The 23,364-nt window shown below is 65.6% G+C and carries 23 protein-coding genes and 1 pseudogene; 14 read left to right on the forward strand and 10 right to left on the reverse strand.

Annotated features, from left to right (window positions below):
• Window positions 1-152 precede the first annotated feature (152 nt).
• The 5 genes and pseudogenes from EN846_RS09275 to phnE (EN846_RS09295) all read left to right on the forward strand — a co-directional run bounded on the left by EN846_RS09275 (window position 153) and on the right by phnE (EN846_RS09295) (window position 5,291).
• A pseudogene (locus EN846_RS09275) lies at window positions 153-862 on the forward strand (DUF1868 domain-containing protein).
• A 123-nt stretch (window positions 863-985) separates the two neighbouring features.
• The gene (gene phnC / locus EN846_RS09280) at window positions 986-1,843 is read left to right on the forward strand and encodes a phosphonate ABC transporter ATP-binding protein (RefSeq protein WP_127284114.1); all 858 of its coding nucleotides are present in this window, start codon (window positions 986-988) and stop codon (window positions 1,841-1,843) included.
• Between the two features lie 162 nt (window positions 1,844-2,005).
• Window positions 2,006-2,914: a phosphonate ABC transporter substrate-binding protein gene (gene phnD, locus EN846_RS09285; protein WP_127284115.1), complete on the forward strand. Its 909-nt coding sequence runs from the start codon at window positions 2,006-2,008 to the stop codon at window positions 2,912-2,914.
• 57 nt (window positions 2,915-2,971) lie between these two features.
• Window positions 2,972-3,925 carry a phosphonate ABC transporter, permease protein PhnE gene (gene phnE, locus EN846_RS09290; RefSeq protein WP_127284116.1) on the forward strand — a complete coding sequence of 318 codons (954 nt, stop codon included), beginning with the start codon at window positions 2,972-2,974 and terminating at the stop codon, window positions 3,923-3,925.
• 1 nt (window position 3,926) lies between these two features.
• A complete protein-coding gene (gene phnE / locus EN846_RS09295; RefSeq protein WP_127392120.1) occupies window positions 3,927-5,291 on the forward strand; it encodes a phosphonate ABC transporter, permease protein PhnE in 1,365 nt (454 codons plus the stop codon).
• A gap of 229 nt (window positions 5,292-5,520) precedes the next feature.
• Here the strand turns inward: phnE (EN846_RS09295) and EN846_RS09300 are convergent, their stop codons facing one another.
• The 3 genes from EN846_RS09300 to EN846_RS09310 all read right to left on the reverse strand — a co-directional run bounded on the left by EN846_RS09300 (window position 5,521) and on the right by EN846_RS09310 (window position 8,931).
• Window positions 5,521-6,372 (reverse strand): sugar phosphate isomerase/epimerase, encoded by an 852-nt coding sequence (locus EN846_RS09300; RefSeq protein ID WP_127392121.1) that lies wholly within the window; start codon window positions 6,370-6,372, stop codon window positions 5,521-5,523.
• 165 nt (window positions 6,373-6,537) lie between these two features.
• The gene (locus EN846_RS09305) at window positions 6,538-7,725 is read right to left on the reverse strand and encodes a Gfo/Idh/MocA family oxidoreductase (RefSeq protein ID WP_127392122.1); all 1,188 of its coding nucleotides are present in this window, start codon (window positions 7,723-7,725) and stop codon (window positions 6,538-6,540) included.
• A 150-nt stretch (window positions 7,726-7,875) separates the two neighbouring features.
• Window positions 7,876-8,931 (reverse strand): sugar phosphate isomerase/epimerase, encoded by a 1,056-nt coding sequence (locus tag EN846_RS09310; protein ID WP_127284120.1) that lies wholly within the window; start codon window positions 8,929-8,931, stop codon window positions 7,876-7,878.
• A gap of 400 nt (window positions 8,932-9,331) precedes the next feature.
• Here EN846_RS09310 and EN846_RS09315 point away from each other — a divergent pair, with 400 nt between their 5' ends.
• From EN846_RS09315 to EN846_RS09335, 5 genes are all read left to right on the forward strand, one after another.
• Window positions 9,332-10,219, forward strand: coding sequence for a sugar phosphate isomerase/epimerase (locus EN846_RS09315; RefSeq protein ID WP_127392123.1), 888 nt, complete (start codon window positions 9,332-9,334; stop codon window positions 10,217-10,219).
• Between the two features lie 56 nt (window positions 10,220-10,275).
• A complete protein-coding gene (locus EN846_RS09320; RefSeq protein WP_127392124.1) occupies window positions 10,276-11,445 on the forward strand; it encodes a mandelate racemase/muconate lactonizing enzyme family protein in 1,170 nt (389 codons plus the stop codon).
• Window positions 11,446-11,447: 2 nt separating this feature from the next.
• On the forward strand, window positions 11,448-12,164 hold the full coding sequence (locus tag EN846_RS09325; RefSeq protein ID WP_127392125.1) for a FadR/GntR family transcriptional regulator: 717 nt from the start codon (window positions 11,448-11,450) through the stop codon (window positions 12,162-12,164).
• Between the two features lie 64 nt (window positions 12,165-12,228).
• Complete coding sequence (locus tag EN846_RS09330) at window positions 12,229-13,209, forward strand: hydroxyacid dehydrogenase (RefSeq protein WP_135913831.1); 981 nt, start codon at window positions 12,229-12,231, stop codon at window positions 13,207-13,209.
• A gap of 53 nt (window positions 13,210-13,262) precedes the next feature.
• Window positions 13,263-13,646: a hypothetical protein gene (locus EN846_RS09335; protein ID WP_135913832.1), complete on the forward strand. Its 384-nt coding sequence runs from the start codon at window positions 13,263-13,265 to the stop codon at window positions 13,644-13,646.
• 16 nt (window positions 13,647-13,662) lie between these two features.
• Here EN846_RS09335 and EN846_RS09340 read toward each other — a convergent pair whose 3' ends face one another.
• A complete protein-coding gene (locus EN846_RS09340; RefSeq protein ID WP_127393342.1) occupies window positions 13,663-14,958 on the reverse strand; it encodes an amidase in 1,296 nt (431 codons plus the stop codon).
• 140 nt (window positions 14,959-15,098) lie between these two features.
• Between EN846_RS09340 and EN846_RS09345 the strand changes: the two genes are divergently transcribed.
• Window positions 15,099-15,446 carry a GFA family protein gene (locus tag EN846_RS09345; protein ID WP_127393343.1) on the forward strand — a complete coding sequence of 116 codons (348 nt, stop codon included), beginning with the start codon at window positions 15,099-15,101 and terminating at the stop codon, window positions 15,444-15,446.
• Window positions 15,447-15,453: 7 nt separating this feature from the next.
• Here EN846_RS09345 and EN846_RS09350 read toward each other — a convergent pair whose 3' ends face one another.
• Entirely contained in the window at window positions 15,454-16,362 is a 909-nt protein-coding gene (locus EN846_RS09350) for an SDR family oxidoreductase (protein WP_127287323.1), read from the reverse strand.
• Window positions 16,363-16,455: 93 nt separating this feature from the next.
• Here EN846_RS09350 and EN846_RS09355 point away from each other — a divergent pair, with 93 nt between their 5' ends.
• Window positions 16,456-17,046 carry a helix-turn-helix domain-containing protein gene (locus EN846_RS09355; protein ID WP_187331321.1) on the forward strand — a complete coding sequence of 197 codons (591 nt, stop codon included), beginning with the start codon at window positions 16,456-16,458 and terminating at the stop codon, window positions 17,044-17,046.
• A gap of 20 nt (window positions 17,047-17,066) precedes the next feature.
• On the opposite strand, the gene EN846_RS09360 is transcribed toward EN846_RS09355, so the two are convergent.
• A complete protein-coding gene (locus tag EN846_RS09360) occupies window positions 17,067-18,281 on the reverse strand; it encodes an MFS transporter (RefSeq protein ID WP_127393344.1) in 1,215 nt (404 codons plus the stop codon).
• Window positions 18,282-18,453: 172 nt separating this feature from the next.
• Here EN846_RS09360 and EN846_RS09365 point away from each other — a divergent pair, with 172 nt between their 5' ends.
• Window positions 18,454-19,431 (forward strand): AraC family transcriptional regulator, encoded by a 978-nt coding sequence (locus tag EN846_RS09365; protein WP_128272474.1) that lies wholly within the window; start codon window positions 18,454-18,456, stop codon window positions 19,429-19,431.
• Between the two features lie 105 nt (window positions 19,432-19,536).
• Complete coding sequence (locus EN846_RS09370) at window positions 19,537-19,965, forward strand: DUF4437 domain-containing protein (RefSeq protein ID WP_127393875.1); 429 nt, start codon at window positions 19,537-19,539, stop codon at window positions 19,963-19,965.
• Window positions 19,966-20,010: 45 nt separating this feature from the next.
• On the opposite strand, the gene EN846_RS09375 is transcribed toward EN846_RS09370, so the two are convergent.
• Genes EN846_RS09375 through EN846_RS09390 form a run of 4 tightly spaced genes read right to left on the reverse strand, consistent with a single transcriptional unit; the run spans window position 20,011 to window position 23,364 of the window.
• Entirely contained in the window at window positions 20,011-21,087 is a 1,077-nt protein-coding gene (locus EN846_RS09375) for an ABC transporter ATP-binding protein (protein ID WP_127284646.1), read from the reverse strand.
• Complete coding sequence (locus EN846_RS09380) at window positions 21,087-22,193, reverse strand: ABC transporter ATP-binding protein (protein WP_127284647.1); 1,107 nt, start codon at window positions 22,191-22,193, stop codon at window positions 21,087-21,089. The genes EN846_RS09375 and EN846_RS09380 overlap by 1 nt, the downstream gene beginning before the upstream one ends.
• Complete coding sequence (locus tag EN846_RS09385) at window positions 22,190-22,411, reverse strand: hypothetical protein (protein WP_127284648.1); 222 nt, start codon at window positions 22,409-22,411, stop codon at window positions 22,190-22,192. The genes EN846_RS09380 and EN846_RS09385 overlap by 4 nt, the downstream gene beginning before the upstream one ends.
• Window positions 22,408-23,364: a carbohydrate ABC transporter permease gene (locus tag EN846_RS09390; protein ID WP_127284649.1), complete on the reverse strand. Its 957-nt coding sequence runs from the start codon at window positions 23,362-23,364 to the stop codon at window positions 22,408-22,410. The genes EN846_RS09385 and EN846_RS09390 overlap by 4 nt, the downstream gene beginning before the upstream one ends.

Below are 23,364 nucleotides of genomic sequence, written 5' to 3' on the forward strand. Positions count from 1 at the left end.
ATTCTCTTCGTGTTGGCGCCCATCTCCCGGTAGAACTGCCTCAACTGCTAGTGAGACCGCTAGCTTCGATACCTATGCCCAGGACGACGCCCCTAGATTCACATCTTTGACATACGAGTCGGACAAGAGGCGATCTCGCCAGGGAGATCGCCATGCTCGACAAAGCCAGACCCTCGCTCGCCGGCTTCTTCGAAGGCACCAACCCCGCGCCGCCGGTGCATCTCGGCACCCGCTACGACACGGCGGGCAATTCCTGTTCGAGCCTGGCAACACCGTTGTCTCCCATCTCGTAGCCGGCTCACCCTCCGAAGCCGCTGTAGTCGCAGTGCGCGAGCGCATGCGCGCCATGCCCGACGCCGACCGGCTTGTCTTCACCCCGGTCTCCAGCCTGCATATGACGCTGTTCCAGGGCATCATCGAGCGCCGCCGCCGGCTCCCCTATTGGCCTCGGGATGTGCCGCTCGACACCAGCATCGACGACATGACCCGCCTTTATCTGGAGCGCCTGAAGGGCTTCGCGGGGAGCGGCGCGTTCAGGGTCAAGGCCATCGGTATCACCCCGAACGGCCTCACCGTCGCCGGCGCCTCGGAGGAAGACCGGCGCATCCTCCAGGCCTGGCGCGACGCGCTGTCGGTGCCCTTCGGCTATCGCCATCCCGACCATGACACCTACGTCTTCCACATCACCTTCGCCTACCAGATCCGCCGCCTTGCCGACGAGCGGGCGGCGGCGTGGCAGGATCTGTTCGATGACTGCCTGTCCTTCCTCGACCGCGAGGCGCCGGTCATCGAACTCCACCCGGCGGCCTTTTGCAGCTTCCGTGACATGGAGCATTTCGAGGAGCTCCTGGTCCTCGGCTGATGACTGCTACCGCGCAGCTGTGGGCGGTAACAAAACTGACATCAATCCGACACCGCAGGTTCATGGGGCTGCGCTAGCCAAGGTTAACAGACCCTGTAACCGACTGGACTGGAGCCTAGCCCCATGTCAGCAGCCTCTGCCACGCTCGAAATCCGCGGTGTCAGCCGACGATTCGGCAAGAACACCGCCGTCAGCGCCGTCGACCTGTCGATCCCGCAGGGCCAGATGGTCGGCATCATCGGCCGTTCCGGCGCCGGCAAGTCGACGCTTCTGCGCATGATCAACCGTCTCATCGACCCCAGCCAGGGGTCGATTTTTTTTGACGGCGCCGAAGTCTCGGCGCTGCAGGGCTCGCCGCTTAGGCGCTGGCAGCGCGACTGCGCCATGATCTTCCAGCAGTTCAACCTGGTGCCGCGCCTCGACGTGCTGACCAACGTGCTGCTTGGCCGGCTAAACCACCGCTCGACGCTGTCCAATCTGTTCGGCATTTTCTCGCGCACCGAATGCGCCGAGGCGGTTGCGGCGCTTGAACGCCTCGACATCGCCCGCACCGCGCTGCAGCCGGCTGGCACGCTGTCCGGCGGCCAGCAGCAGCGCGTGGCGATCGCGCGCGCCATGATGCAACAGCCGAGGGTGCTGCTCGCCGACGAGCCGATCGCCTCGCTCGACCCGCTCAACGCCAAGGTGGTGATGGACTCGCTGCAGGACATCAACCTACGCGAAGGCATCACCGTCATCACCAATCTGCACACGCTGGACACGGCGCGGGCCTATTGCAACCGCATCATCGGGATGGCCGCCGGCAAGGTCGTGTTCGATGGCGCGCCCGAGGACCTCGACCGCGACGCCGTGCGCCTCGTCTATGGCGCGGATGCGAATGGCGCCGATATCTCCGAGGCCATCACGTCGACCAGCGTCACCTTCAAGCCGAAGATCACCGCATCCGCCGGACCGCTCGAGCCCGCATTCCCCGGCTACTAGTCGATGCTTTCGAACCGTCCACGCTGACGAAGAGCGGCAACCGGTTCGGCAAGGATCATGGCCAAGCAAACGAGCAACCCGGATCGCCCGCCCGCGTCAAAGGCAGCTGTCAAAATTCGAACGTCGCCGGCGCGAGGCCGGAACAACAGGAGAGAGATCCAAATGTTTAGGAAGATGGTTTTTGGCGCCGTATCACTGCTCGCCATCGCGACGAGCGCCGCTCATGCCGCCGACGTCAAGGAATTCCGCGTCGGCATCCTCGGTGGCGAGAACGAGACGGACCGGCTGCGCAACTACCAGTGCCTGGCCGACCATTTGAAGGCCGAATTCGGCTTCGAGAAGGTCTCGCTGTTCCCGGCCGCCGACTATGACGGCGTCATCCAGGGCCTGCTCGGCGGCACGCTCGACTTCGCCGAGCTCGGCGCTTCCGGCTATGCCAGCGTCTACATCAAGGACCCGAAGGCGGTCACCCCGATCCTCACCACCCAGCAGACCGACGGCGCCACCGGCTATTATTCGATCGGCCTGGCGTTGAAGTCGTCGGGGATCACCGACATCAAGTCGGCCAAGGGCAAGAAGCTCGGCTATGCCGATCCGGACTCGACCTCCGGCTACCTGATCCCGCTGACCCAGATCCCTAAGGACACCGGCCAGTCGAACGAAGCCTTCTTCGCCTCGACCCAGTTCAATGGCGGCCACGAGAACAACGTTCTCGCCGTCCGCGACGGCAAGGTCGACGTCGCGGTGGACGATTCCTCCGGCATCGGCGATTTCAAGAACGGCTACACCTCCGGCACCTTCCACAAGGAAGTCGCCAAGGGCGCCGTCGACCCGAACGACTTCGTCGAGGTCTGGCGCTCCGGCCTGATCCCGAACGGCCCGCTGGTCGTGCGCACCGCGCTCGGCGACGACATGAAGGCCAAGCTGACCGCGTTCTTCACCGCGCTGCCGACGAAGGACAAGCCCTGCTTCGAGGGCGTCGAGGGCGGCGACTTCACCGGCTACGTTCCGGTCAAGCCGGACTTCTACAACGTCATCGTCGAAGCCCGCAAAGCCGCCATCGGCGGCTGACGGCATCAGGAAAAGGGGCGGCGCCAAAAAACGCCGCCCCTTTTGCATCTCCCGATCATGACCTCAGCGACAATCCACTCTGACGCGACGCGCCTGGCGGCCGATGCCTGGCGGCGCCAGACGTCCTTGCGCCGGCTTTACACCGGCCTCGGTGTCGGCCTGCTTTTTGTCGCCATGTGCGCGACCATGTGGTTCGCCGACGAGGCCAATGCCGGCCATTTCCTCGACCGGCTGCCGCACATACTGGACTTCCTGAGCTGGCTGATTCCCAAGGACTGGAACGACGTCTGGCGCGCCCTGTTCGACGTCGCCTCGCCGCATGACACCGGCACCCAGGAATTCAACTTCCCGCTCGGCCGCGTCCCTGTCTGGGGCGGATTCTACATCCCCGAATATTTCGAGCTGATGCTGACCACGGTCAACGTGGCGCTGGTCTCGACCTTCGTCGGCTTCGTCTTCGCCGTGCCCTTCTCCTTCATCGCCGCGCGCAACCTGACGCCGAGCCCGGCGCTCAGGCTCGTCGTCAAGCGCTTCATGGAACTGCTGCGCGCCTTCCCCGAGATCGTCATTGCCGGCCTGTTCGCGGCCATCGTCTCGATCGGCCCGGTCGCCGCCATCATCGCCATCGGCCTGCATTCGATCGGCGCGCTGGGCAAGCTGTTCTACGAGATCAACGAGAACATCGACATGCGCGCCGAGGAGGGCTTGCGGGCGGTCGGCGCCAACTGGTTCGAGCGCATCCGCTTCGCCGCCCTGCCGCAGGTGCTGCCCAATTTCATGTCCTACACGCTGCTCAGGATCGAGATCAACGTGCGCATCTCGACGATCATGGGCGCGGTCGGCGGCGGCGGCATCGGCGAGGAGCTGAAGCTCTCCATCTCGCGCGGCTTCGGCGCCAAAACGCTGGCGCTAGTGCTGCTCTTGTTCACCACCATCTTCATCGTCGACCAGTTCTCCGCCTGGCTGCGCCGCAAGCTCGTCGGCGAGCAGGCCTTCCTGATGAGCGCCTGATATGGCCATAACCGCCGACGACATTCTGTCGATCGAGGCGCGCTACCCGCACGTCTTCCGCCGGCCGCTTTACCAGCGTTTCGGCCCGCTGTTCCTGGTCGCTGGAACTGTCCTGTATCTCGCTTACGCCCTGTGGTTCTTCAGCATGCCGCAGGTGCTGCGCGAGTCGCACTGGGAGCGCCTGCCGCTCTTTCTGGCGCAATGGATCAGCTACGACCTGCAGCCGGAGTTTCGCCTCGACCAGCCGGAGATCACGCCGAAATATCCGCGCTTCTCAGCGCTTGGCGAGAACCCCAATCCTGACTGGGTGATCAGGAACCCGGACGGCACCTTCACCGTGCTGATCGACGGACCGGCCAAATCCGTCACCTTCGACAAGACCAAAGCCGTGATTGTCGCCAACGGCCAGACGGTGCCCGTGTCGCTGACCGGCGGCAAGCCGGTGATCTCGGGCCCGGTGCCCGACTGGATCACCGCGCATGACGACGAAATTGTCGCCAGGATGGGCTTCGTCGGCGAGGTGCGCGTCACCGTCGACCGCGTCAAGGTGCGCAAGCGCTTCCTCGGCTGGGCGAATTTCGTCTTCGACACGCGCTCGCCCTTCTTCGGCAAGCCGGCCGGCGAAGTGGCTTCGCTGCTGGTTTCCGGCCCGGAGCTCAAGCCCGGAACATCGAACATCGCGCTTGCCGCCGACAACATCTGGAACAACGCCCAATGGCAGCATGGCGATGTCTGGACGAAACTGCTGCAGACCATCGTCATGGCCTTCCTCGGCACGCTGCTCGGCGGCATCGTCGCCTTCCCGCTCGCCTTCTTCGCCGCCCGCAACATCACGCCGAGCGGGCTGCTCAGCCAGGTCTTGGAACGCTTCTTCGATTTCATGCGCTCGGTCGACATGCTGATCTGGGCGCTGTTCTTCACCCGCGCCTTCGGACCCGGCCCGTTGGCGGGAAGTGCCGCGATCTTCTTCACCGAGATCGGCACGCTCGGCAAAACCTATTCCGAGGCGCTGGAGAACATCGACGACAAGCCGCGCGAAGGCGTGCAGTCGACCGGCGCCAATGGCTTGCTGGTGCAGCGCTACGGCGTGCTGCCGGAAGTGCTGCCGGTCTTCATCAGCCAGACGCTCTACCAGTGGGAATCCAACACCAGAGGCGCCACCATCATCGGCGCCGTCGGCGCCGGCGGCATCGGCCTGAAGCTCTGGGAAGCGATGCGCACCAATTCCAACTGGGCCAACGTCTTCTACATGGTGCTGCTGACGCTGGCCGTCGTCTTCGTCTTCGACAACATCTCGAACTTCCTGCGTCGCCGGCTCAGCCGCACGCTGCATGATTATAATAGGCTGCAGGCTGAGCGGGGTTAGTCCTCGCTAGCAGAATCTTGCGAGAGGTCGACGGGACAGCGCCCCCCTCTGCCCTACCGGGCATCTCCCCCACTTGGGGGGAGATCAGCCACGACCACGGCTTTCGCCAATCTCCTACGTTGCCGAATTGAGCTAAGCGCCGCAGCCGCCAATCTCCCCCCTTGTGGGGGAGATGTCCGGCAGGACAGAGGGGGGCGCGAAGGATCGCGGCGCTCGTCGGACGGCCATTCTAAGCCGCCTTCTTCCACCCATCCCTGATATGCTGGTACCCCTCCCGATACACAGCCTCCGGCGTCTCGGCAAAATCCCGCCAAACCTTGGTCGCCGCAGCCAGGTCCTTCAGCGAACGCCCGAAGGATTCGATGGTCAGCCAGTCGTCGTAACCGCTCTTGCGGATGGCCGAGAACGTCTCCTTCCAGGGAATATTGCCCCGGCCCGGCACGCCGCGATCATTCTCTGAAATGTGGATGTGGACGACCTTCCGGCGATTGCGCGTATAGGCGCCGATCGGATCGGCCTCCTCGATGTTGGCGTGGAACGTGTCGTACATCGCCTTGATGTGCGGCCGGTCGATCGCGTCGATATGCTCGGACAGATCGTCCATCGTGTTGAACAGATAGCATTCGAAGCGGTTGAGCGCCTCTAACCCGATGGTCACCCCCGTCTTGCCGGCATGGTCGCCGATGGCGCGCTGGGAAGCGACGGAGCGCTTCTTCTCTGCGGCCGTCGGCCCGCTGCCGGAAAAGGCGCCGAGCGTCGAATGAAGCGGCCCGCTCAGCCTGTCGGCGCCAAGGGCGGCGCTGCAGTCGATCGCCCATTTCATGTAGTCGATGCCGGCCTTGCGCGTCGCGGCGTCCGTCGAGATCAGGTTCATCGCCGGATCGCCCATTGCCGAGACCGCGGTGCGCTCCAGGCCGATGCGATCGAGCAGGTCGCCAAGTTTCTTGTAGTCGTCGGGCGCGCCGGAAAACACCGGGATCTCGACGCCGTCGAAGCCGGTCGACTTGATGTCTCTCAGCAGCGCCTCATGCTTCTTCGAGACGCTGGTCGTCCATAGGAACATGCACATGCCGATTTTCATCGACCCCTCCCCATCACCTTCGATCAAGGGGGGATGAGATTCAGGTCAGGCCGAGTCGAGAACGGTGGCTTCCGAGAACCGGAGCGGAGCGCACTTAAGTACGCGAGCACCGGAAGCGCAGGAAGCCGCCGTTCGCAGACCGGCCTCACCTGAATATCGACACCCCTAGAGCTTCGTCCACGCCCCATTCTTCTTCGACGACTTCACGCAGGCCTCGATGAAGGCCATGCCTTCGACGCCGTCGGCAATCGTCGGGAAGACGACATCCTTTGCCGGCTTGCCGCCCTTCCTGCGCGCCGCGCGGATGGCGCGGGCCGCTTCCTGGTAGATGTTGGCGAAGCCTTCGAGATAGCCCTCCGGATGGCCCGAGGGAACACGGGTGACACGCCCGGCGGACGGCAGCGCGCCGGCGCCGGCGCGGGTCAGCAGCTGCTTCGGCTGGCCGAACGGCGTATACCACAGATAGTTCGGATCGGCCTGCACCCATTCCAGCCCGCCCTTCGACCCGTAGATGCGCAGTTTCAGCCCGTTCTCATGGCCGGGCGCCACCTGGCTTGCCCAGATCATGCCCTTGGCCGGATGCGTCTTGCCGACCGGCTTGAAGCGCAGCATGACGTTGACGTTGTCGTCGAGCTGCCGCCCCGGCACGAAGGCGTCGAGATCGGCCGACAGCGTATCGAGCTCCAGCCCGGAGACGAAGCGCGCCAGGTTGTAGGCATGGGTGCCGATGTCGCCGAGCGCGCCGCCGGCGCCGGCCTGCTTCGGGTCGGAGCGCCACGCAGCCTGCTTCTGGCCGGTGGCGGCGAGATCCTCGGTCAGCCAGTCCTGCGGATATTCCGACTGCACGATGCGGATGTCGCCGAGCTGGCCCTTGGCCACCATCTCGCGCGCCTGCCTGATCATCGGATAGGCGGTGTAGTTGTGGGTGAGCACGAACACCTTGCCGGTCTTCTCGACCAGGGCGGCAAGCTTCTTCGCCTCGGCCAGCGTGGTCGCCAGCGGCTTGTCGCAGATGACGTGGATGCCGGCCTCGAGAAACGCCTTGGCCGCCGGCACATGCACGTTGTTGGGGGTGACGATCGCCACCGCCTCGATGCCGTCGGGCCGCTTCGCCTCGGCCTTGGCCATTTCGGCGTAGGAGCCGTAGCTGCGCGCCGGATCGAGCCCGAGCTCGGCGGCCGATGCCTTTGCGCGTTCCGGGTTGGCAGACAGCGCGCCGGCCACCAGGACGAAGTCGTTGTCCAGCCTGGCCGCGATCCGGTGCACCGCGCCGATGAAGGCGCCTTGCCCGCCGCCGACCATGCCATAGCGGATCGGGCCGCCTCCCGTTTCCGACTTCGATGCGCCGACCATTCCTGTCTCCTCGTTGGTGCTTGCCTCCCCTCGAGGGGAGGTCGATCCGGGCAGCGGATCGGGTGGGGTTGCCGAGCGTGAAGCTCGGCATGAGCCGACCCCGCCCGGCCCTTTGGGCCACCCTCCCCTCGAGGGGAGGGAAAAGCGGTATTAGATTCCCATCATCGCGCGCAGCGCCTTCTTGTCGGTCGCGCCACCGGCGAAGTCGTCGAACGCCTTCTCCGTCACCCGGATGATGTGATGCTGGATGAAGGGCGCGCCTTCGGCGGCGCCATCCTCCGGATGCTTCAGGCAGCATTCCCATTCCAGCACCGCCCAGGAATCGTAGCCGTACTGGGTGAGCTTGGAAAAGATGCCGCCGAAATCGACCTGCCCGTCGCCGAGCGAACGGAACCGCCCGGCCCGGTTGGTCCAGCCCTGATAGCCGGAATAGACGCCTTGCCGCCCCGTCGGATTGAACTCCGCGTCCTTGGCGTGAAACGCCTTAATGCGCTCGTGGTAAATGTCGATGAATTCGAGATAGTCGAGCTGCTGCAAGAGGAAGTGCGACGGGTCGTAGTTGATGTTGCAGCGCTTGTGGCCGCCCACCGCGTCGAGGAACATCTCGAAGGTGGCGCCGTCGAACACGTCCTCGCCCGGATGGATCTCGTAACCGATATCGACGCCGTTCTCGTCATAGACGTCGAGGATCGGCTTCCAGCGTTTGCCGAGTTCGGCGAAAGCCTCCTCGATCAGCCCGGCCGGGCGCTGCGGCCATGGGTAGAGGTAGGGGAAGGCCAGCGCTCCGGAGAATGAGACCGAGGCCTTCAGCCCCAGGTTCTTCGACGCCTTGGCACCGAACTTCATCTGCTCCACCGCCCATTGTTGCCTGGCCTTCGGATTGTTGTGCACCGAAGCAGGCGCGAAGCCGTCGAACTGCGCGTCATAGGCCGGATGCACCGCCACCAGTTGCCCTTGCAGATGCGTCGACAGTTCGGTGATCTCGACGCCGGCATCGGCGCAGATGCCTTTCACCTCGTCGCAATAGGCCTTGGAGGTCGCCGCCTTTTCCAGGTCGAACAGCCGTGCGTCCCAGGTCGGGATCTGCACGCCCTTGTAGCCCAGACCGGCGGCCCATTTGGTGATCGACGGCAACGAATTGAACGGCGCGGCATCGCCCGCGAACTGCGCCAGAAACAGACCGGGACCCTTCATCGTCGACGGCATCGGCATCCTCCCTCTTTTTTCATCGCGACCGAGCATAGCGCCGATTGCGGACGGGGCCAGTCTCTTTGGTCTTTCATGTCGGCGATTTGAACACGCCGCAATTCTGGTATTACCAAATAATGTTGTTTGGTCAAGCGGCCGAGCATGGCAAAACGGCGCCGCCGGCAATCCGTCGCGGTGGGAAAATTACATATTATTCAATATGGTAACTTCGTAAACGGGCGGCGTTGGTCGACTTCTTGCCGTCCATCCGAAATTGCTGTAGACCATCAAAAAGGCCCAATTGGTCGAACCAGTTTGCCAAAAAATGCTGGAACGCCTTGGGGAGGAAACTGGCGGCGGGCTCCGCGGGAGAGCGCCGCGGGAGAACGTGACAGGCGAATTCTGGGAAGGATAGACCATGCATCTTTCGACGCACAACTGGATGCGGGCGGAGCCGCTGGAGGTGACGCTGAAGCGCATCAAGAAATTCGGCTATGAGTCGATCGAGATTTCCGGCGAGCCCGAGCAGTACAAGACCAAGGAGACGCGCGCGCTCTTGAAGGAGCACGGCATCCGCTGCTGGGGCTCGGTGACGCTGATGCTGGGCGAACGCAACCTCGCCGCCAAGGACCAGGGCCAGCGCGAGCGCTCGGTGCGATACGTCAAGGACGTGCTGACCATGGTGAGCGAGCTCGAGGGCGAGATCATCACGCTGGTTCCCGCCACCGTCGGCAAGGTGGTGCCCGACGGCACCGAGGCGGAGGAATGGGGCTGGGTGGTCGACGCCACCCGCGAGTGCTTCGCGCACGCCAAGAAAGTCGGCGTCAAGGTCGCGGTCGAGCCGCTCAACCGCTTCGAGACCTATCTATTCAACCGCGGCGCGCAGGCGCTCGCGCTTGCCGACGCGGTCAGCCCGGAATGCGGCGTCTGCCTCGACGCCTATCACATCCACATGGAGGAATTTAACGTCTATGACGCCATCCGCCAGGTTGGCAAACGCCTGTTCGACTTCCACGTCGCCGACAACAACCGCTTCGCCGCCGGCCTCGGCCAGATCGACTGGCCGCGGATCGTGCGCACGCTGAAGGAGATCGGCTACGACGGCGCGCTGACCAACGAGTTCGTGGCCCCCGTCGACCGCACGCCGGCCGCGCCCTATCCCGACATGGTCGAGCGCCATCCGGTCGACATCTCGCCCGAGCAGCTGAAGTTCATCCAGGATCACGGCTCCAGCGTGCTGACGGAGAAGTTCTACACCGACCAGATGCGCATCACCGCCGAAACGCTGCTGCCGCTGATCAAATAGCCGGTCGAAAGGAAGACGCCCTTCCGCCCGAACGGGCGGCGGGGCCGGGGATGGCCATGCGCATCAAGACGGTCCAAGCCTGGTGGGTTCGCATACCGATCGCAGCGGCGAAGCAGCACCGCAGCGATTTCGGTCAGGTGACGACGTTCGACGCCGCCATCCTGCGCGTCGAAACCGATGACGGCCTGGTCGGCTGGGGCGAGGGTAAGAACGCCGCCGGCAGCGCCGGCAGCTATGGCGCACTGGTCCATATGCTGAACCACGAGGTCGGGCCGCAGCTCGTCGGCCGCGACCCGGCCGACATCGGCGTCATCTGGGAAATGCTCTACAACGGCGTGCGCCACCACACCGCGGCCCATGCCGGACACGCCATGCCGCAGCTGGCGCGGCGCGGCATGAGCGTTGCCGCCATCAGCGCCGTCGACATCGCGCTCTGGGACATCCTCGGCAAGTCGCTTGGCCAGCCTGTCTGGCGACTGCTCGGCGGCCGCAAGGTCGAGCGCATGCAGGCCTACGCTTCCGGCGGCTGGGCGCCGGCCGAGACCATCGGCGAGCAGCTCCAATCCTACATCGCCAAGGGCGGCTTCAAGGCGCTGAAGATGCGCATCGGCGCCATGGATGGCGCCCCGCATACTTCCGCCGCCCGCGTCCGCGCGGCAAGGGAGGCGCTTGGCCCCGAGGTCGAGCTGATGGTCGACGCGCATGGCACCTATACGGTGGCCGAGGCAAAGCGCTTCATCCAGCTCGCCGGCGACCTCGACCTCGCCTGGTTCGAGGAGCCGGTGATCGCCGACGACAAGCCGGGCTTGGCCGAAGTCCGAGCCTCGTCCACCATCCCGATCGCTACCGGCGAGAGCGAGGCGACCCGCTACGCCTTCCGCGATCTCGCCGTTCTGAAGTCGGCCGACATTTTCCAGCCGGACCCCGCATTCTGCGGCGGCATCAGCGAGGCGATGAAGATCGGCACCATCGCCAGCGCCTTCAACCTGCGTTTTGCGCCGCATCTGTGGGCCGGCGCGCCCTGCTTCTTTGCCGGTCTGCATGTCTGCGCGGCGTCGCCGGCGAGCTTCACCGTCGAATATTCGCTCGGCGCCAACCCCATGATCCACGATCTTGTCGAAGAGACTGTCGAAGCGAAGGACGGTATGATAGCGATCCCTGAAAAGCCCGGATTGGGATTCACAATTTCGGAACGGTTCCTGGAGGCGCACGCGCAACGCTGCTGACGATGAAAGAAAAGAACCTTCTCGCGGAACTCGCCGCCTTTCTGTTCTCCAGCTCGGACAAGGAGACGGGCCGCACGCCGTCGGAGCGTGAACTGGCCGAGCATTTCTCGGTCAGCCGCGGCCAGATCCGCGAGGCGCTGGCCATTCTCGAGGCCATGCGCATCGTCGAGCGCCGCGCCAAATCCGGCATCTATGTCGACACCAAGCAGGCGAGCGTCGAAGCCTTGGCTCTGTTCGCCCGCGCCGGCCTGCCGCTCGATCCGATCCAGATCTACGAAACGGTCGAGCTGCGCAAGATCCACGAGATCAAGGCCGCCGAGCTTGCCTGCTCGCGCGCCACCGAGGAGAATTTCGAGCGGCTGCGCGAGATCCTGAAAGCCTCGGAGGAGCGCATCGCCGCCGGCGAGGGCCTGGCCAAGGAAGACCGCGAGTTCCACCTCGAGATCGTGCGCGCCACCAAGAACGGCATCTTCCACAACATCTGCAGCGTCTACTACCTGATGGGCGAGCAGCGCCTGCCGATCTATTTCAACGACCCCGAACGCAGCGTGCGCTCGCATGCCGAGCACATCCAGATCTACGAGGCGCTGCTGCGCCGCGACGGCAACCTCGCTCAGGCGCTGATGAACGCCCATCTGCAGGGCGCCGAAAGCTATTGGAAAGGCCTGATCGAGGGCCACGGGACGGAGCCGACGAGCCCGGCGCTCGAAAAGGCCTAGAGCATTTTGCAGCCAGGCGGCATCGCCTGGCGTCGCGGAAATGCGGCAAACAAACGGGAGCCACATGCCCAGAATCCTGTCGACGCATCCGCTGCATCCGCGCGCCTCCGCCATGCTGGCCGGGGCGGGCAGGCTGGTCGTCGCTTCCGCCCTCGATGGCAGGACGCTTGCCGCCGAAGCGAAGGATGCCGATATCGTCATCGTCCGTGCGCCGCTGCCGGCAGAGCTTTTCGATGGCGCCGCGAAGCTGCGCGCCGCGATCCGGCATGGCGCCGGGCTGGACATGATCCCGGTCGAGGCGGCGACCGCGGCCGGCGTGCTTGTGGCGAACGTGCCGGCGGTCAATGCGCGCTCGGTCGCCGAGCACGTGATGTTCGTGACGCTGGCCTTGCTTCGGCGTTTTCGCATGGTCGACCGCGACCTGCGCGCCAAGGGTTGGCTCGCCGGCCGCGACCACGCCAACGCCAACACCGAGCTCGCCGGCAAGACCATCGGCATTGTCGGCCTCGGCGCGGTCGGCCAGGCGGTCGGCCATATCGCCGCCCACGGCTTCGACCTCAATGTGGTGGCGACGACGCGCAGCATGCGCCCGGCGCCCGACAAGGTCGGCTTCCTATCGATCGACGCCCTGGTCGAGCAGAGCGACATCGTCGTGCTTTGCTGCCCGCTGACACCGGAGACACGCGGCCTGATCAGCCGCGAGCGCATTTCGCGCATGAAGCCCAACGCGCTGCTGATCAATGTCTCGCGCGGGCCCGTGGTCGACGACGACGCGCTGATCGAGGCCTTGCGCAAGGGCAGCATCGGCGGTGCCGCGCTCGATGTCTTTGCAACGCATCCGCTGCCGCCGAACCATCCCTATTTCGGCTTCGACAATGTCATCGTCACCCCGCACATGGCGGGGATCACCGAGGAATCGATGATGCGCATGGGCGTCGGCGCCGCCGGCGAAGCGCTGCAGGTGCTCGCCAACAAATTGCCTGTCAATCTGCGCAACCCGGAAGTGACCGCTCACTACCGGCGGCGCTTCCCGGTCGACCTGTAGCTCGTCACCGGCGGCGCCTCAATTTTCACGGATTCGACGGGGACATTGCCGCCATGTTCATCGCCCGCCTTTCCCTTCTAGCCGCGAGCCTCTGCGCCACGGCCGTACAGGCCTTGGCTGACGGGCAGGACGGCTATGTGTTCTGCGACAACGGCCTGCGCTGCATCGCGGCGCCCTGCCCTTCCAACAGTGCGCTCGAGCTCGCCACCGGCGAGATCATCAGGGGCGTCGTGATTGACATCGACGGCCTGCCGCAGGAAGACAAGGCGCTCGATCTCCAGGACAAGCTCTACGCCGGCACGATCGTGATTGCCGGCTCGATCGAGACCAGGACCCAGACCATCAACGGCAAGCGGCAGATCGTGCGGACGCTGGTCGCGACCGGCATCGAACGGACCGCGAGGCCAAGCGAGCGCCGGCACTGTTCGTCGCGCTGACACGGCGCGCCGGTCATCAACCGAGCAGCCGCTCCACTTCTGCCGCGATGCGCAGCAGATGCCGGTCTTGGCCGTTGCGCGCCACCAGCATCAGCCCGGCCGGGCGTGCCGTTCCAGGCATCGGCAGCGAGATCGCGCAGAGATCGAACTGGTTGGCGACCTGGGTGTTGCGCAGCAGCAGGCCTTCGATCCGGTCACGCAACGCCACGTCGCTTGCCATCGAAGCGATGGTCGGCGCGGTCACCGGCGTCGTCGGCAGGCCCAGCACGTCGACGCTGGCCAGGCGCTCGTCCATCGCGGCGGCCAGCGCCGCGCGGCGGCGTAGTGTCCGGATATAGACCGATGCGGGGATAGCCAGGGCGCGCGATAACGGCCCGCTGACATGCGGATCGACCGGCACGGATGCGCCCGTCGCCAGCCAGTCGGCATGGACCTCGGCGCCCTCCATCGACGCGATCGTGGCGCGCCTGGTCGCCGCGCGCATGTCGGCAAGCAGGTCCTCGACCGACAGGTCCGCGATCCGCGCGCCGGCCTGCTCGACCTTGCCCAGGCATCGATCGAACGCGGTCGCCACCTCGCTTTCGGTGTCGTCGAAAAGAACACCGCGCGGGATCCCGACACGAAGACCGGCAAGCGGCAACGGCAGGTGCAGGGGCGGCATCTCCTCGCCGGCCATCGCGGCGTCGGCGACGGCGCATGCGGCGACACTCAGCGCCAGTGGCCCGATCGAATCCAGCGTCGCGGATAGTGGATAGGCACCGGCCAATGGTATGCGCCGCGCCGTGGGCTTGAAACCGACCACGCCATTCAGCGATGCCGGGATGCGGACCGAGCCGCCGGTGTCGGAGCCGATGGCGACGTCGCAGGTTCCTTCACCCACCGACACCCCGGCGCCCGATGACGAGCCGCCCGGTATCAGGCTGGCGTCGGTAGCATTGCCGGGCGTGCCGTAGTGCTGGTTGTCGCCGATCGCGGTGAAGGCGAATTCGGTCATGTTGGTCTTGCCGAGGATGACCGCGCCGGCTTGGCGCAGCCGGCCGACGATCGCGGCATCGCGCAAGGCGGGGGCCGCTGTCCTGAGCATCAGCGAGCCGGCCGTGGTCGGCTCGCCGGCGACGTCGAACAGATCCTTGATCGAGACGATCGTGCCATCGAGCGGCCCGAGCGTCACGCCGGCCTTACGCCGCGCATCACTGGCGTCGGCGGCGGCTCGCGCTGCTTCCGGGTAGAGCCGCACGAACACGCTCTCGTTGCTCGCGCGGGCCGCCAGACGCGACAGCAGAATTTCGAGATGATCGCGGACTGGGTGCATGTTCGGTGTCGGACTCCGCAAGGCTGCAACGTCTTTAGAGCATGATCCCGAAAAGCGGGAACCGGTTTTCGGAAAGATCATGCTCCAACAAGTTGGATCAGGCATATTTGCACTGCCGGGCCGAAGGGAGAGAAGCAACGATGCTCTACAAAGGCGGCTGCCACTGCGGCAAGGTGGCGTACGAGGTCGAGGGCGAGATCGGCGGGGTCGTGCGCTGCAACTGCTCGATCTGCGCCCGCAAGGCTGCATTGCTCTGGGCGGTGCCGCATCGGAACCTGCGGCTGCTCGCCTGGGGCGACGACCTCGGCCGCTACACCTTTGGCAAGGGCGCCATCGCCCATCGCTTCTGCCGCTCCTGCGGCATCCATCCCTTCGCCGAGGACGTCGGCGACGGCAGCGAACGCAGCGCCTATGTCAACATCAATTGCCTCGACGGCATCGACCTTGCCGCGGTCCAGATCTTCGACTTCGACGGTCGCTCGGCCTAGCGCAATTCTAGCGATACCCGGTCGCATCGGCCGGCTTGCCGGCATCCTGGACCTCCGGGACATAGCGCCAGGCATCCGGGCGCGAACCATCGAGATCGGTGAAGCCATAGACCTGCGCCAGCCCGCCGCTGGACAGCGACTGCCCGTTCCAGCGCGACCGCTCCGGATCCGCGGCCAGCGCCGCGATGGCGCGGCCGACGAAGCGCGGCGTCTCGGAAATGACGAAATGCGGTACCTTGGCGGTCGCGTCGCGCCAGTTCGCCTCGCTGACGCCGAAGGCCTCCAGCATCATTTCGGAACGCAGCCAGCCGGGCGTCAGCGAGACCGACGTGGCGCCATGTGGCGCGAGGTCCTTGGCGTGCGCCCATGCCATGCGCGTCGCCGCCACCTTGGCGAGGTCGTAGAACGGCGACAGCCGGTAGTGGTCGGCATTGTATTCGGCCGTGCCGTCGGTGACTTCGACATGCAGCCCGCCCGGCCGCTCGATCATCAGCGGCAGCGCGTGGTGCGCGGTGATCAGATGCGTGTCGATGGCGAGGCGCAGCAGGCGCAAGCCGTTCTCGAGATCATGGTCCCAGACCGGCTTGTTCCATTCGAACAGCCTTTCGCCGCCCCACAGGTCGTTGACCAGGACATCGAGACGGCCCTGCTCGGCACGGATACGCTCGACCAGTGCGCGCACATCGTCGGCAATCAGATGATCGACCTGGACGGCAATGCCCTTGCCGCCTTGCGCCGTGACCAGCTCAGCCGTTTCCTCGATCGTCTCCGGACGGCCATAGGGCGACTGCTGCGTCCGCGTCGTGCGCCCGGTGACATAGACGGTGGCGCCGGCGGCGCCGAGCTCGACCGCGATGCCACGGCCGGCACCGCGCGTGGCGCCGGCGACAAGGGCGACCTTTCCTTCAAGCATCATCGCAACCTCCCGAACCAAAACACCACAACGAGGGCTGGCGCTTGCCACGCTCCTCGTTTATAAATGATCATTCGTTTATAAATGGATGTCAAGATGACCCGGCCGAAAACGCAGCCCGACGAGCAGGTGCTGGAGGTCGCCTACCGGCTGATGCACGCCGAAGGCCCGGAGGCGCTGACCTTCGAGCGGCTGGCGCGGGCATGCGGCCTATCGGGGTCGACGCTGGTGCAGCGCTTCGGGAGCAAGGCGCAGCTGAAGCAACGCACGCTGCTTTATGCCTGGGATGGGCTCGACCGGAAAACCAAAGCGCTGTCCGCCTCGACGCCGAGGACCCCGGCCGGGGCGATCCAGTTGTTGGGTGGTCTATCCAGCGGCTATGGCGACATCGAATCCTATGCCGAAGGTTTGCTGGTGCTGCGCGAGGACCTGCGCGATCCCGTGCTGCGGGCGCGCGGCGGCGCCTGGAAAGCGGCGCTGAGCAAGGTGCTCGTCGACTGTTTCGCAGGTATGCCGGGCATGCCCCAGGACATCGGCCTGCTGATGGCGTCGCACTGGCAGGGCTCGCTGCTGTGGTGGAGCTTCGATCCCGAAATGGAGCTGACCGCCTATGTCGAGCACAGCCTGAAGCGCTTCGTGGCGGCGATCACGGCGACATCGGCCCGGACGGCTGCCGGGCCGATGTAGGATGATCGCGCGGGGGCCGGCTAGCCCGCGCGCTTCGGCCCCATTAGCACCGCCGCCAGGGCCGCCAGCAGCGTTGCGATGCCGCAATAGGCGAAGGCGCTGGCGCCGCCGGCATGGTCGACCAGCAGGCCGCCGAAGACGGCGCCGAGCGCGATCGCCACCTGGAACGTGGCGACCATCAGCCCGCCGGCGCTTTCGGCCTCGTCTGGCGCCGCGCGCACCAGCCAGGTCTGCAGCCCGACCGGCACCGCGCCGAAGGCGAAGCCCCAGGCGGCGACGGCGATCGCCGCCGTCACCGGCGATGCGCCAAGCGTCAGCAGCACCAGCGCCGACAGGGCAATCAGCAGCGGCGCCAGGGCGACCGCGGCCTTCAGGTTGCGCTCGGCCATGAAGCCGCCGGCGAAGTTGCCGAAGAAGCCGCCGATGCCATAGCCGAGCAGCACCAGCGAGATCGTCTCGATCGGCAGCACCGGAACCACTTCCAGATACGGGCGCACATAGGTGAAGCCGGCAAAGTGACCCGAGGCGACCAGCAGCACGACCAGCAGCGCCGCCCTGATCATCGGCCGCTTCAAGACCTCCAGCAAGGTGCGCACGCTGGCCACGCCGGCCGGCGGCAGCCGCGGGATGGTGGCAAGCTGCACCAAGAGCGCCAGTGCGCCGACGACGGCCGCGATCATGAAGGCGGTGCGCCAGCCCCAGACGTCGCCGACATAGGCGCCGACCGGCGCGGCGGTGACGGTGGCGACCGAAACGCCGGTGAGGATGATCGACATGGCGCGCGGCATCAGCCGCATCGGCACGAGCCTGAGCGCCATCGCCGCCGACATCGACCAGAAGCCGCCGAGCGCGACGCCGAGAACCACCCGGGCCAGAAGCAGCATGGTCAGCGAGGAAGCAAAGGCTGCGAGCAGATTGGAGACGATGAGCAGAACCGTCAGCATCCACATCACCAGCCGGCGGTCCAGCCGCTTGGTGACGATGGCCATGGTCGGCGCCGCGATCGCGCCGACCACCGCCGTCGCCGTCACCGCTTGCCCGGCAGCGCCCTCGCTGACGCCGAGGTCCTGCGCCAGCCGCGTCAGCAGGCTGGCCGGCAGGAATTCCGCCGTCACCAGGCCGAACACGCCCAGCGCCAGCGACACCACCGCGCCCCAGGCAGGCTCAGATCGTTCTTGAGAGTCGGGGCTGTCCAGAACAGCGGCGTCGATGACGCCCGTGGCGGGTTCGGTCATGGCAAGATCTCCGATCTGTTTGCGCGCCACTTAGGAAATGACCGGCTCGGCCTCCACCCGCTACATGCTTCGCGGGCGCGCTCCGTCAGTCCGATTTGTTTGCGGCGCAACATTTGGCTGCAATGCAACATAGGAAGTGACCAGATGGAGTTTCCATGCTAGAAACGCCGAAATGAATTACAATTCGTCCAAAACCGCACTGCCGGCTTCCGGCGATCCCTTGACCGACATGCTGCGCGGACTGCGCCTCGATGGCGTCGACTATGGCCGCTGCGTGCTGGGGGAACCCTGGGCGGTGTCCTTTCCCGCGCAGAAGGCGGCGCGCTTCCACTTCATCGGCCAGCAGGGATGCTGGCTGTTCTCGCCGGCGAAGGAATGGATCGAGCTGTCGGTCGGCGACGCGCTATTGATCCCGCGCGGCGACGAGCACGTTCTGGCCAGCGCGCCGGGCGTGCCTGCTGTGCCGATCGGCCGCTACAGCATCGAGCCGGTTTGCGAGAACATCTACGACGTCTCCAATGGCTGCGATGGCTGCAAGACCCTGCTGTTCTGCGGCAGCATGCATTTCAACCTCGACGGCTCGCATCCGCTGCTCGACATGATGCCGGACCTGATGCAGGCGCATAAGCTGATGGCGAACGCGCCGGGCATCCAGCACCTGCTCGATGCGATGGCCGGCGAGGTGACGATGGACCGGGTCGGTTCCGGCGGCATCCTGGCGCGCCTCGCCGATGTGCTGGCCGCCACCATCATCCGCTCGTGGGTGGAGAACGGCTGCGGCGACGCCACCGGCTGGATCGCCGCCGTCCGCAATCCCGATGTCGGCAAGGTGCTTGCCGCCATCCACCTGAACCCGGACCGCGACTGGACGGTCGAGTCGCTGGCGCGGATGATGGGAGCCTCGCGTTCCGCCTTCGCCCAGCGCTTCGCCACCGTGGTCGGCGAGACGCCGGCCAAATATGTGCTCAGCGTTCGCATGCACCAGGCGCGGCAATGGCTGGCCCGCGACGGCATGCGGGTTTCGGTGGCCGCGAGCAGGCTGGGCTATGATTCCGAGGCGTCCTTCAGCCGCGCCTTCAAGCGCGTCATGGGCGTGGCGCCGAGCCATCTGCGCAACACCGGCGACGGCGACGACAGCCCGGTCGCCTGAACGCGGGTCGGCTCCTGTCGCCTGGAGGAATTGCCAAGTGTTTTGGACGCAGCGTCATTCCCTGCCGGCGGGGGCGGCTTAAGCTGGCCGGCGGAGGAACCCGCCATGGCCAATCACCCAGCCTTGCTTGCGCTCGCCGCGCTCACCGTCTTTCCGGGGCGGGCATTCGCCCTCGAAGACAGCTACCTGCCGGCGAACAAGATCCCTTACGCTGTCGAAGCGCCGGACCAGCCGCAGCGCCTCGGCCCGCTAGGCGAGCGTGCAAAGGGCCCGGCGGGAACCTTGCTCAAAGTTCCCGGCAACTGGCGCGCGCCTGTCCACGCGCATACCGCGGACTATCGCGCCGTGGTCATTGAGGGGCTGTGGGCGCACTGGCAGATGGATGGCGGCGAGGCGAACAGGGTCGAGTTGCCGCCAGGGTCCTACTGGACCCAGAAGGCCAATGAGATGCATGACGATGCCTGCCTGTCGGACACGGAGTGCGTGATCCTGCTGATCAACGACACGCCCTACGAGACCTATCTGCCGAAGTAGCCAGACGATGCGCCTGCCAGCCCCGGTTGCTTGAAAATCGTCAGGCTAGCTGGCGTGCCGCAGGCTGACCCCGCTGCCCTTGTCGAACAGCACCACCTTGTCCGGGTTCCAGGCGAAGCGGACCGGCTGCTCGATCTCGACATCGGTTCTCGCCGGCACCGTGGCGCGCAGCATGGTGTCGCCGACCCTGAGCGTCAGGATCTTCTCGACGCCGTGGTTTTCGACATCGTGGACGTGGGCCTCCACCGGCGCGCCGCTCTCCAGATAGACATCCTCCGGACGAATGCCGAAGACGAGCGGACGACCGTCGGCCGCATTGCCGGCTCCTGAAAGCGGCAGTTCGAAATTCATCGGCGCCATCACCGCGCGATTGTCGACGAGCTTGCCGTCGATGAGGTTCATCGGCGGCGAGCCGACGAAGCTCGCCACATAGGTGTCGCGCGGGTTGTTGTAGATCTCCTGCGGCGTGCCGGTCTGGACGATGCGGCCATGATTGAGCACGCCGACCTTGTCGCCCATCGACATCGCCTCGATCTGGTCGTGGGTGACGAACAGGAAGGTGGCGCCGAGCTGCATCTGCAGGTTCTTCAGTTCCGTGCGCAGCGCCTCGCGCAGCTTTGCGTCGAGCGCCGACAGCGGCTCGTCCATCAGGAACACGCGCGGCTTGCGCACGATGGCCCGGCCGATCGAGACGCGCTGCATCTCGCCGCCGGACAGCCGGTCGGTCTTGCGGTCGAGCAGATGCTCGATCCGGAGCGTGCGGGCGGCGCGGGCGACGCGATCCTTGATCTCGGCGTCCGGCAGCCGGCGGATCTTCGGCTTCAACGGGAATTCGAGGTTCTCGCGCACCGTGTAGCGCGGGTAGAGCGAATATTGCTGCAGCACCAGCGCCACGTCGCGCTCGGCCGCGCCCCAGTCGGCGACATCGACGCCGTCGATGAAAACCTGGCCTTCGGTAGGCTTCTCGAGCCCGGCAATGAGCCGCAGCGTCGTCGTCTTGCCGGCGCCGGTCTCGCCGAGCAGCACGAAGAACTCGCCGTCGGCGATTTCGAGGTTGAGGCTCGTCAGCGCGGTGTGGCCACCGAACTTCTTGGTGATGTTCTTCAGTTCGATATGGGCCATTACAGCCTCACCCCCAATGACTTGCCGCTTGCCGTATCGAAGAAATGCGCCTGCTCGGGATCGATGCGGACATGCACCTTCTCGCCGGGGCCGGCGACGTAGCCGGCCTTGGTGCGGGCGCGCAGCATCTTGGAGCCGACCTTGAGGTCGACAATGTCGAAGGAGCCGAGCGGTTCGATGATATGCGCCTCCACCGGCAAGTAGCCCGGCGCGGCCTCGCGCCGGACGAGCACGCCTTCGGGCCGGATACCCAGCGTCAGGCCGCCATTGGCAGCGTGGCCATTGAGCTTCGACAAGAGCGCGCTCGGGAACTCGAACCCCGCGGGCGCATCGCCGACCGTGACGGTGGCGAGGCTGGCCGCTTCGGCAACGCTGGCCTCGGTGATGTTCATCACCGGACTGCCAACGAATTGGGCGACGAACAAATTGGCCGGGTGCGAATAAACTTCGTCCGGCGTGCCGACCTGCTGGATGAAGCCCTCATGCATGATGACGATACGGTCGGCGAGGCTCATCGCCTCGATCTGGTCGTGGGTGACATAGATCGTGGTCGAACCCTGCTTGATGTGCAGCCGTTTGATCTCGGCCCGCATCTCCTCGCGCAGCTTGGCGTCGAGCGCGCCGATCGGCTCGTCCATCAGCATCGCCTTTGGACGCCGCACCAGCGCGCGGCCGATCGCCACGCGCTGCATGTCGCCGCCGGACAGCGCCGACGGCTTCTTGCCGAGCAGTTCGGTGATGCGCAGGACCCGGGCGACCTCGCGAACCGATTTGTCGACCTCGCCGCTGTCCATGCGCGTCGCGCGCAACGGAAAGGCGATGTTCTCGAACACCGTCATATGCGGGTAGAGCGAAAACGACTGGAACACCATGGCGATGTCGCGGTCCGCCGCCTTCAGGTGCTGCACCGCCTTGCCGTCGATCAGGATGTCGCCCTGGTCGATCGTCTCGAGCCCCGCTATCGCACGCAGCGTCGTCGTCTTGCCGCAGCCCGACTGGCCGAGCAGCACGATGAACTCGTTGTCGGCGATGGCGAGGTTCAGATTGTGGATGACCTGGACGGCACCGAAGAATTTCTCGATGCCGCGAAGTTCGATCTGCGTCACTGCCGGGCCCCCTCGTGCATTGCGGCGCCGGTTTCCTCCGGGCGCTCCGGCGCTATCTTCGACGTGATGTTGAAGCCGATCAGCCCGATCAGGATGATCGTCACGCCATAGGAATGCAGGCTGAGGCTCCATGGCTGGCAGAGCGCGATGATGCCCAGCACCATGAGGATCTGCGAGGCCGGCAAAAGGTACTTCTCGTTGACCGCGCGAAAGCTCATTTGCGGATCGCTCCGAAAGTCACGCCGCGAAGCAGGTGGTTGCGCAGCAGGAAGGTGAAGATCGCGACCGGCAGCAGGAACAGGAACGTGCCCGCCGCGATCGTCGTCCAGTCCGGCAGGCCGGAGCCGATCTGGCTGGGAATGAACGGCGGCGCGGTCTGGGCGCGCCGGTTGGTCATGATCAGCGCGAAGGCGTACTCGTTCCAGGCGGTGATGAAGCAGAACACCGCGGTGGCGGCAATGCCGGTCGCCGCTTCCGGCAGCACGATCTTGAAGAAAGCCTGCATGCGCGTGTAGCCGTCGACCAGCGCAGCCTCCTCGTACTCCTTCGGGATCTCGTCCATGAAGCCCTTCATCAGCCAGACCGAGAAGGACAGGTTGAAGGCGACGTAGAGGATGATCAGGCCGATATGCGAGTCGTTGAGGCCGACCATCCGGTACATCAGGAACATCGGGATCGCCACGACCACCGGCGGCAGCATGCGCGTCGACAGGATGAAGAAGAGAAGGTCAGCCTCGCCCGCGACCTTGAAGCGCGAGAAGCCGTAGGCGGTGAAGGTTCCCATGCCGACGGCGAGCACCGTGCTGATGACCGCCACGATCAGGCTGTTCATGAAGCGGTTGGGATACTGCGAAAGCTGCACGTCCTTGCCGACCTTCAGCACCCGCTCGCCGCCGTCATAGATGCGCTTCTCCCACCAGGGCGCGGCTTCGTAGACTTGCGGGTCGACCGGCTTCTGCATCTGCACGCGCTTGGTGAACAGACGGATGAAGGGCGTGACTTCCGGCTGGAAAAGGACGGTGGGCGGCACGCTGACCGCCAGTTCCTTCGGCTTGAACGCCGTGGAGGCGATCCAGTAGATCGGCGCGAGGAAGATCAGCGTCGCGACCAGCACCGCGACGATTGCCGCGCGGTTGAGGGCGACCTCGGAAGAAGTGCGGACGGCGGCCAT

It is taken from the genome of Mesorhizobium sp. M4B.F.Ca.ET.203.01.1.1 (genome assembly GCF_004791025.1).
Lineage (GTDB): Bacteria > Pseudomonadota > Alphaproteobacteria > Rhizobiales > Rhizobiaceae > Mesorhizobium > Mesorhizobium abyssinicae.

What these genes read in the sequence shown, in the direction of transcription:
- phnC (WP_127284114.1), top strand. Translation starts at nt 986, where the DNA reads ATGTCAGCAGCCTCTGCCACGCTCGAAATCCGCGGTGTCAGCCGACGA.
- phnD (WP_127284115.1), top strand. Translation starts at nt 2,006, where the DNA reads ATGTTTAGGAAGATGGTTTTTGGCGCCGTATCACTGCTCGCCATCGCG.
- phnE (WP_127284116.1), top strand. Translation starts at nt 2,972, where the DNA reads ATGACCTCAGCGACAATCCACTCTGACGCGACGCGCCTGGCGGCCGAT.
- phnE (WP_127392120.1), top strand. Translation starts at nt 3,927, where the DNA reads ATGGCCATAACCGCCGACGACATTCTGTCGATCGAGGCGCGCTACCCG.
- EN846_RS09300 (WP_127392121.1), bottom strand. Translation starts at nt 6,372, where the DNA reads ATGAAAATCGGCATGTGCATGTTCCTATGGACGACCAGCGTCTCGAAG.
- EN846_RS09305 (WP_127392122.1), bottom strand. Translation starts at nt 7,725, where the DNA reads ATGGTCGGCGCATCGAAGTCGGAAACGGGAGGCGGCCCGATCCGCTAT.
- EN846_RS09310 (WP_127284120.1), bottom strand. Translation starts at nt 8,931, where the DNA reads ATGCCGTCGACGATGAAGGGTCCCGGTCTGTTTCTGGCGCAGTTCGCG.
- EN846_RS09315 (WP_127392123.1), top strand. Translation starts at nt 9,332, where the DNA reads ATGCATCTTTCGACGCACAACTGGATGCGGGCGGAGCCGCTGGAGGTG.
- EN846_RS09320 (WP_127392124.1), top strand. Translation starts at nt 10,276, where the DNA reads ATGCGCATCAAGACGGTCCAAGCCTGGTGGGTTCGCATACCGATCGCA.
- EN846_RS09325 (WP_127392125.1), top strand. Translation starts at nt 11,448, where the DNA reads ATGAAAGAAAAGAACCTTCTCGCGGAACTCGCCGCCTTTCTGTTCTCC.
- EN846_RS09330 (WP_135913831.1), top strand. Translation starts at nt 12,229, where the DNA reads ATGCCCAGAATCCTGTCGACGCATCCGCTGCATCCGCGCGCCTCCGCC.
- EN846_RS09335 (WP_135913832.1), top strand. Translation starts at nt 13,263, where the DNA reads ATGTTCATCGCCCGCCTTTCCCTTCTAGCCGCGAGCCTCTGCGCCACG.
- EN846_RS09340 (WP_127393342.1), bottom strand. Translation starts at nt 14,958, where the DNA reads ATGCACCCAGTCCGCGATCATCTCGAAATTCTGCTGTCGCGTCTGGCG.
- EN846_RS09345 (WP_127393343.1), top strand. Translation starts at nt 15,099, where the DNA reads ATGCTCTACAAAGGCGGCTGCCACTGCGGCAAGGTGGCGTACGAGGTC.
- EN846_RS09350 (WP_127287323.1), bottom strand. Translation starts at nt 16,362, where the DNA reads ATGATGCTTGAAGGAAAGGTCGCCCTTGTCGCCGGCGCCACGCGCGGT.
- EN846_RS09355 (WP_187331321.1), top strand. Translation starts at nt 16,456, where the DNA reads ATGACCCGGCCGAAAACGCAGCCCGACGAGCAGGTGCTGGAGGTCGCC.
- EN846_RS09360 (WP_127393344.1), bottom strand. Translation starts at nt 18,281, where the DNA reads ATGACCGAACCCGCCACGGGCGTCATCGACGCCGCTGTTCTGGACAGC.
- EN846_RS09365 (WP_128272474.1), top strand. Translation starts at nt 18,454, where the DNA reads ATGAATTACAATTCGTCCAAAACCGCACTGCCGGCTTCCGGCGATCCC.
- EN846_RS09370 (WP_127393875.1), top strand. Translation starts at nt 19,537, where the DNA reads ATGGCCAATCACCCAGCCTTGCTTGCGCTCGCCGCGCTCACCGTCTTT.
- EN846_RS09375 (WP_127284646.1), bottom strand. Translation starts at nt 21,087, where the DNA reads ATGGCCCATATCGAACTGAAGAACATCACCAAGAAGTTCGGTGGCCAC.
- EN846_RS09385 (WP_127284648.1), bottom strand. Translation starts at nt 22,411, where the DNA reads ATGAGCTTTCGCGCGGTCAACGAGAAGTACCTTTTGCCGGCCTCGCAG.
- EN846_RS09390 (WP_127284649.1), bottom strand. Translation starts at nt 23,364, where the DNA reads ATGGCCGCCGTCCGCACTTCTTCCGAGGTCGCCCTCAACCGCGCGGCA.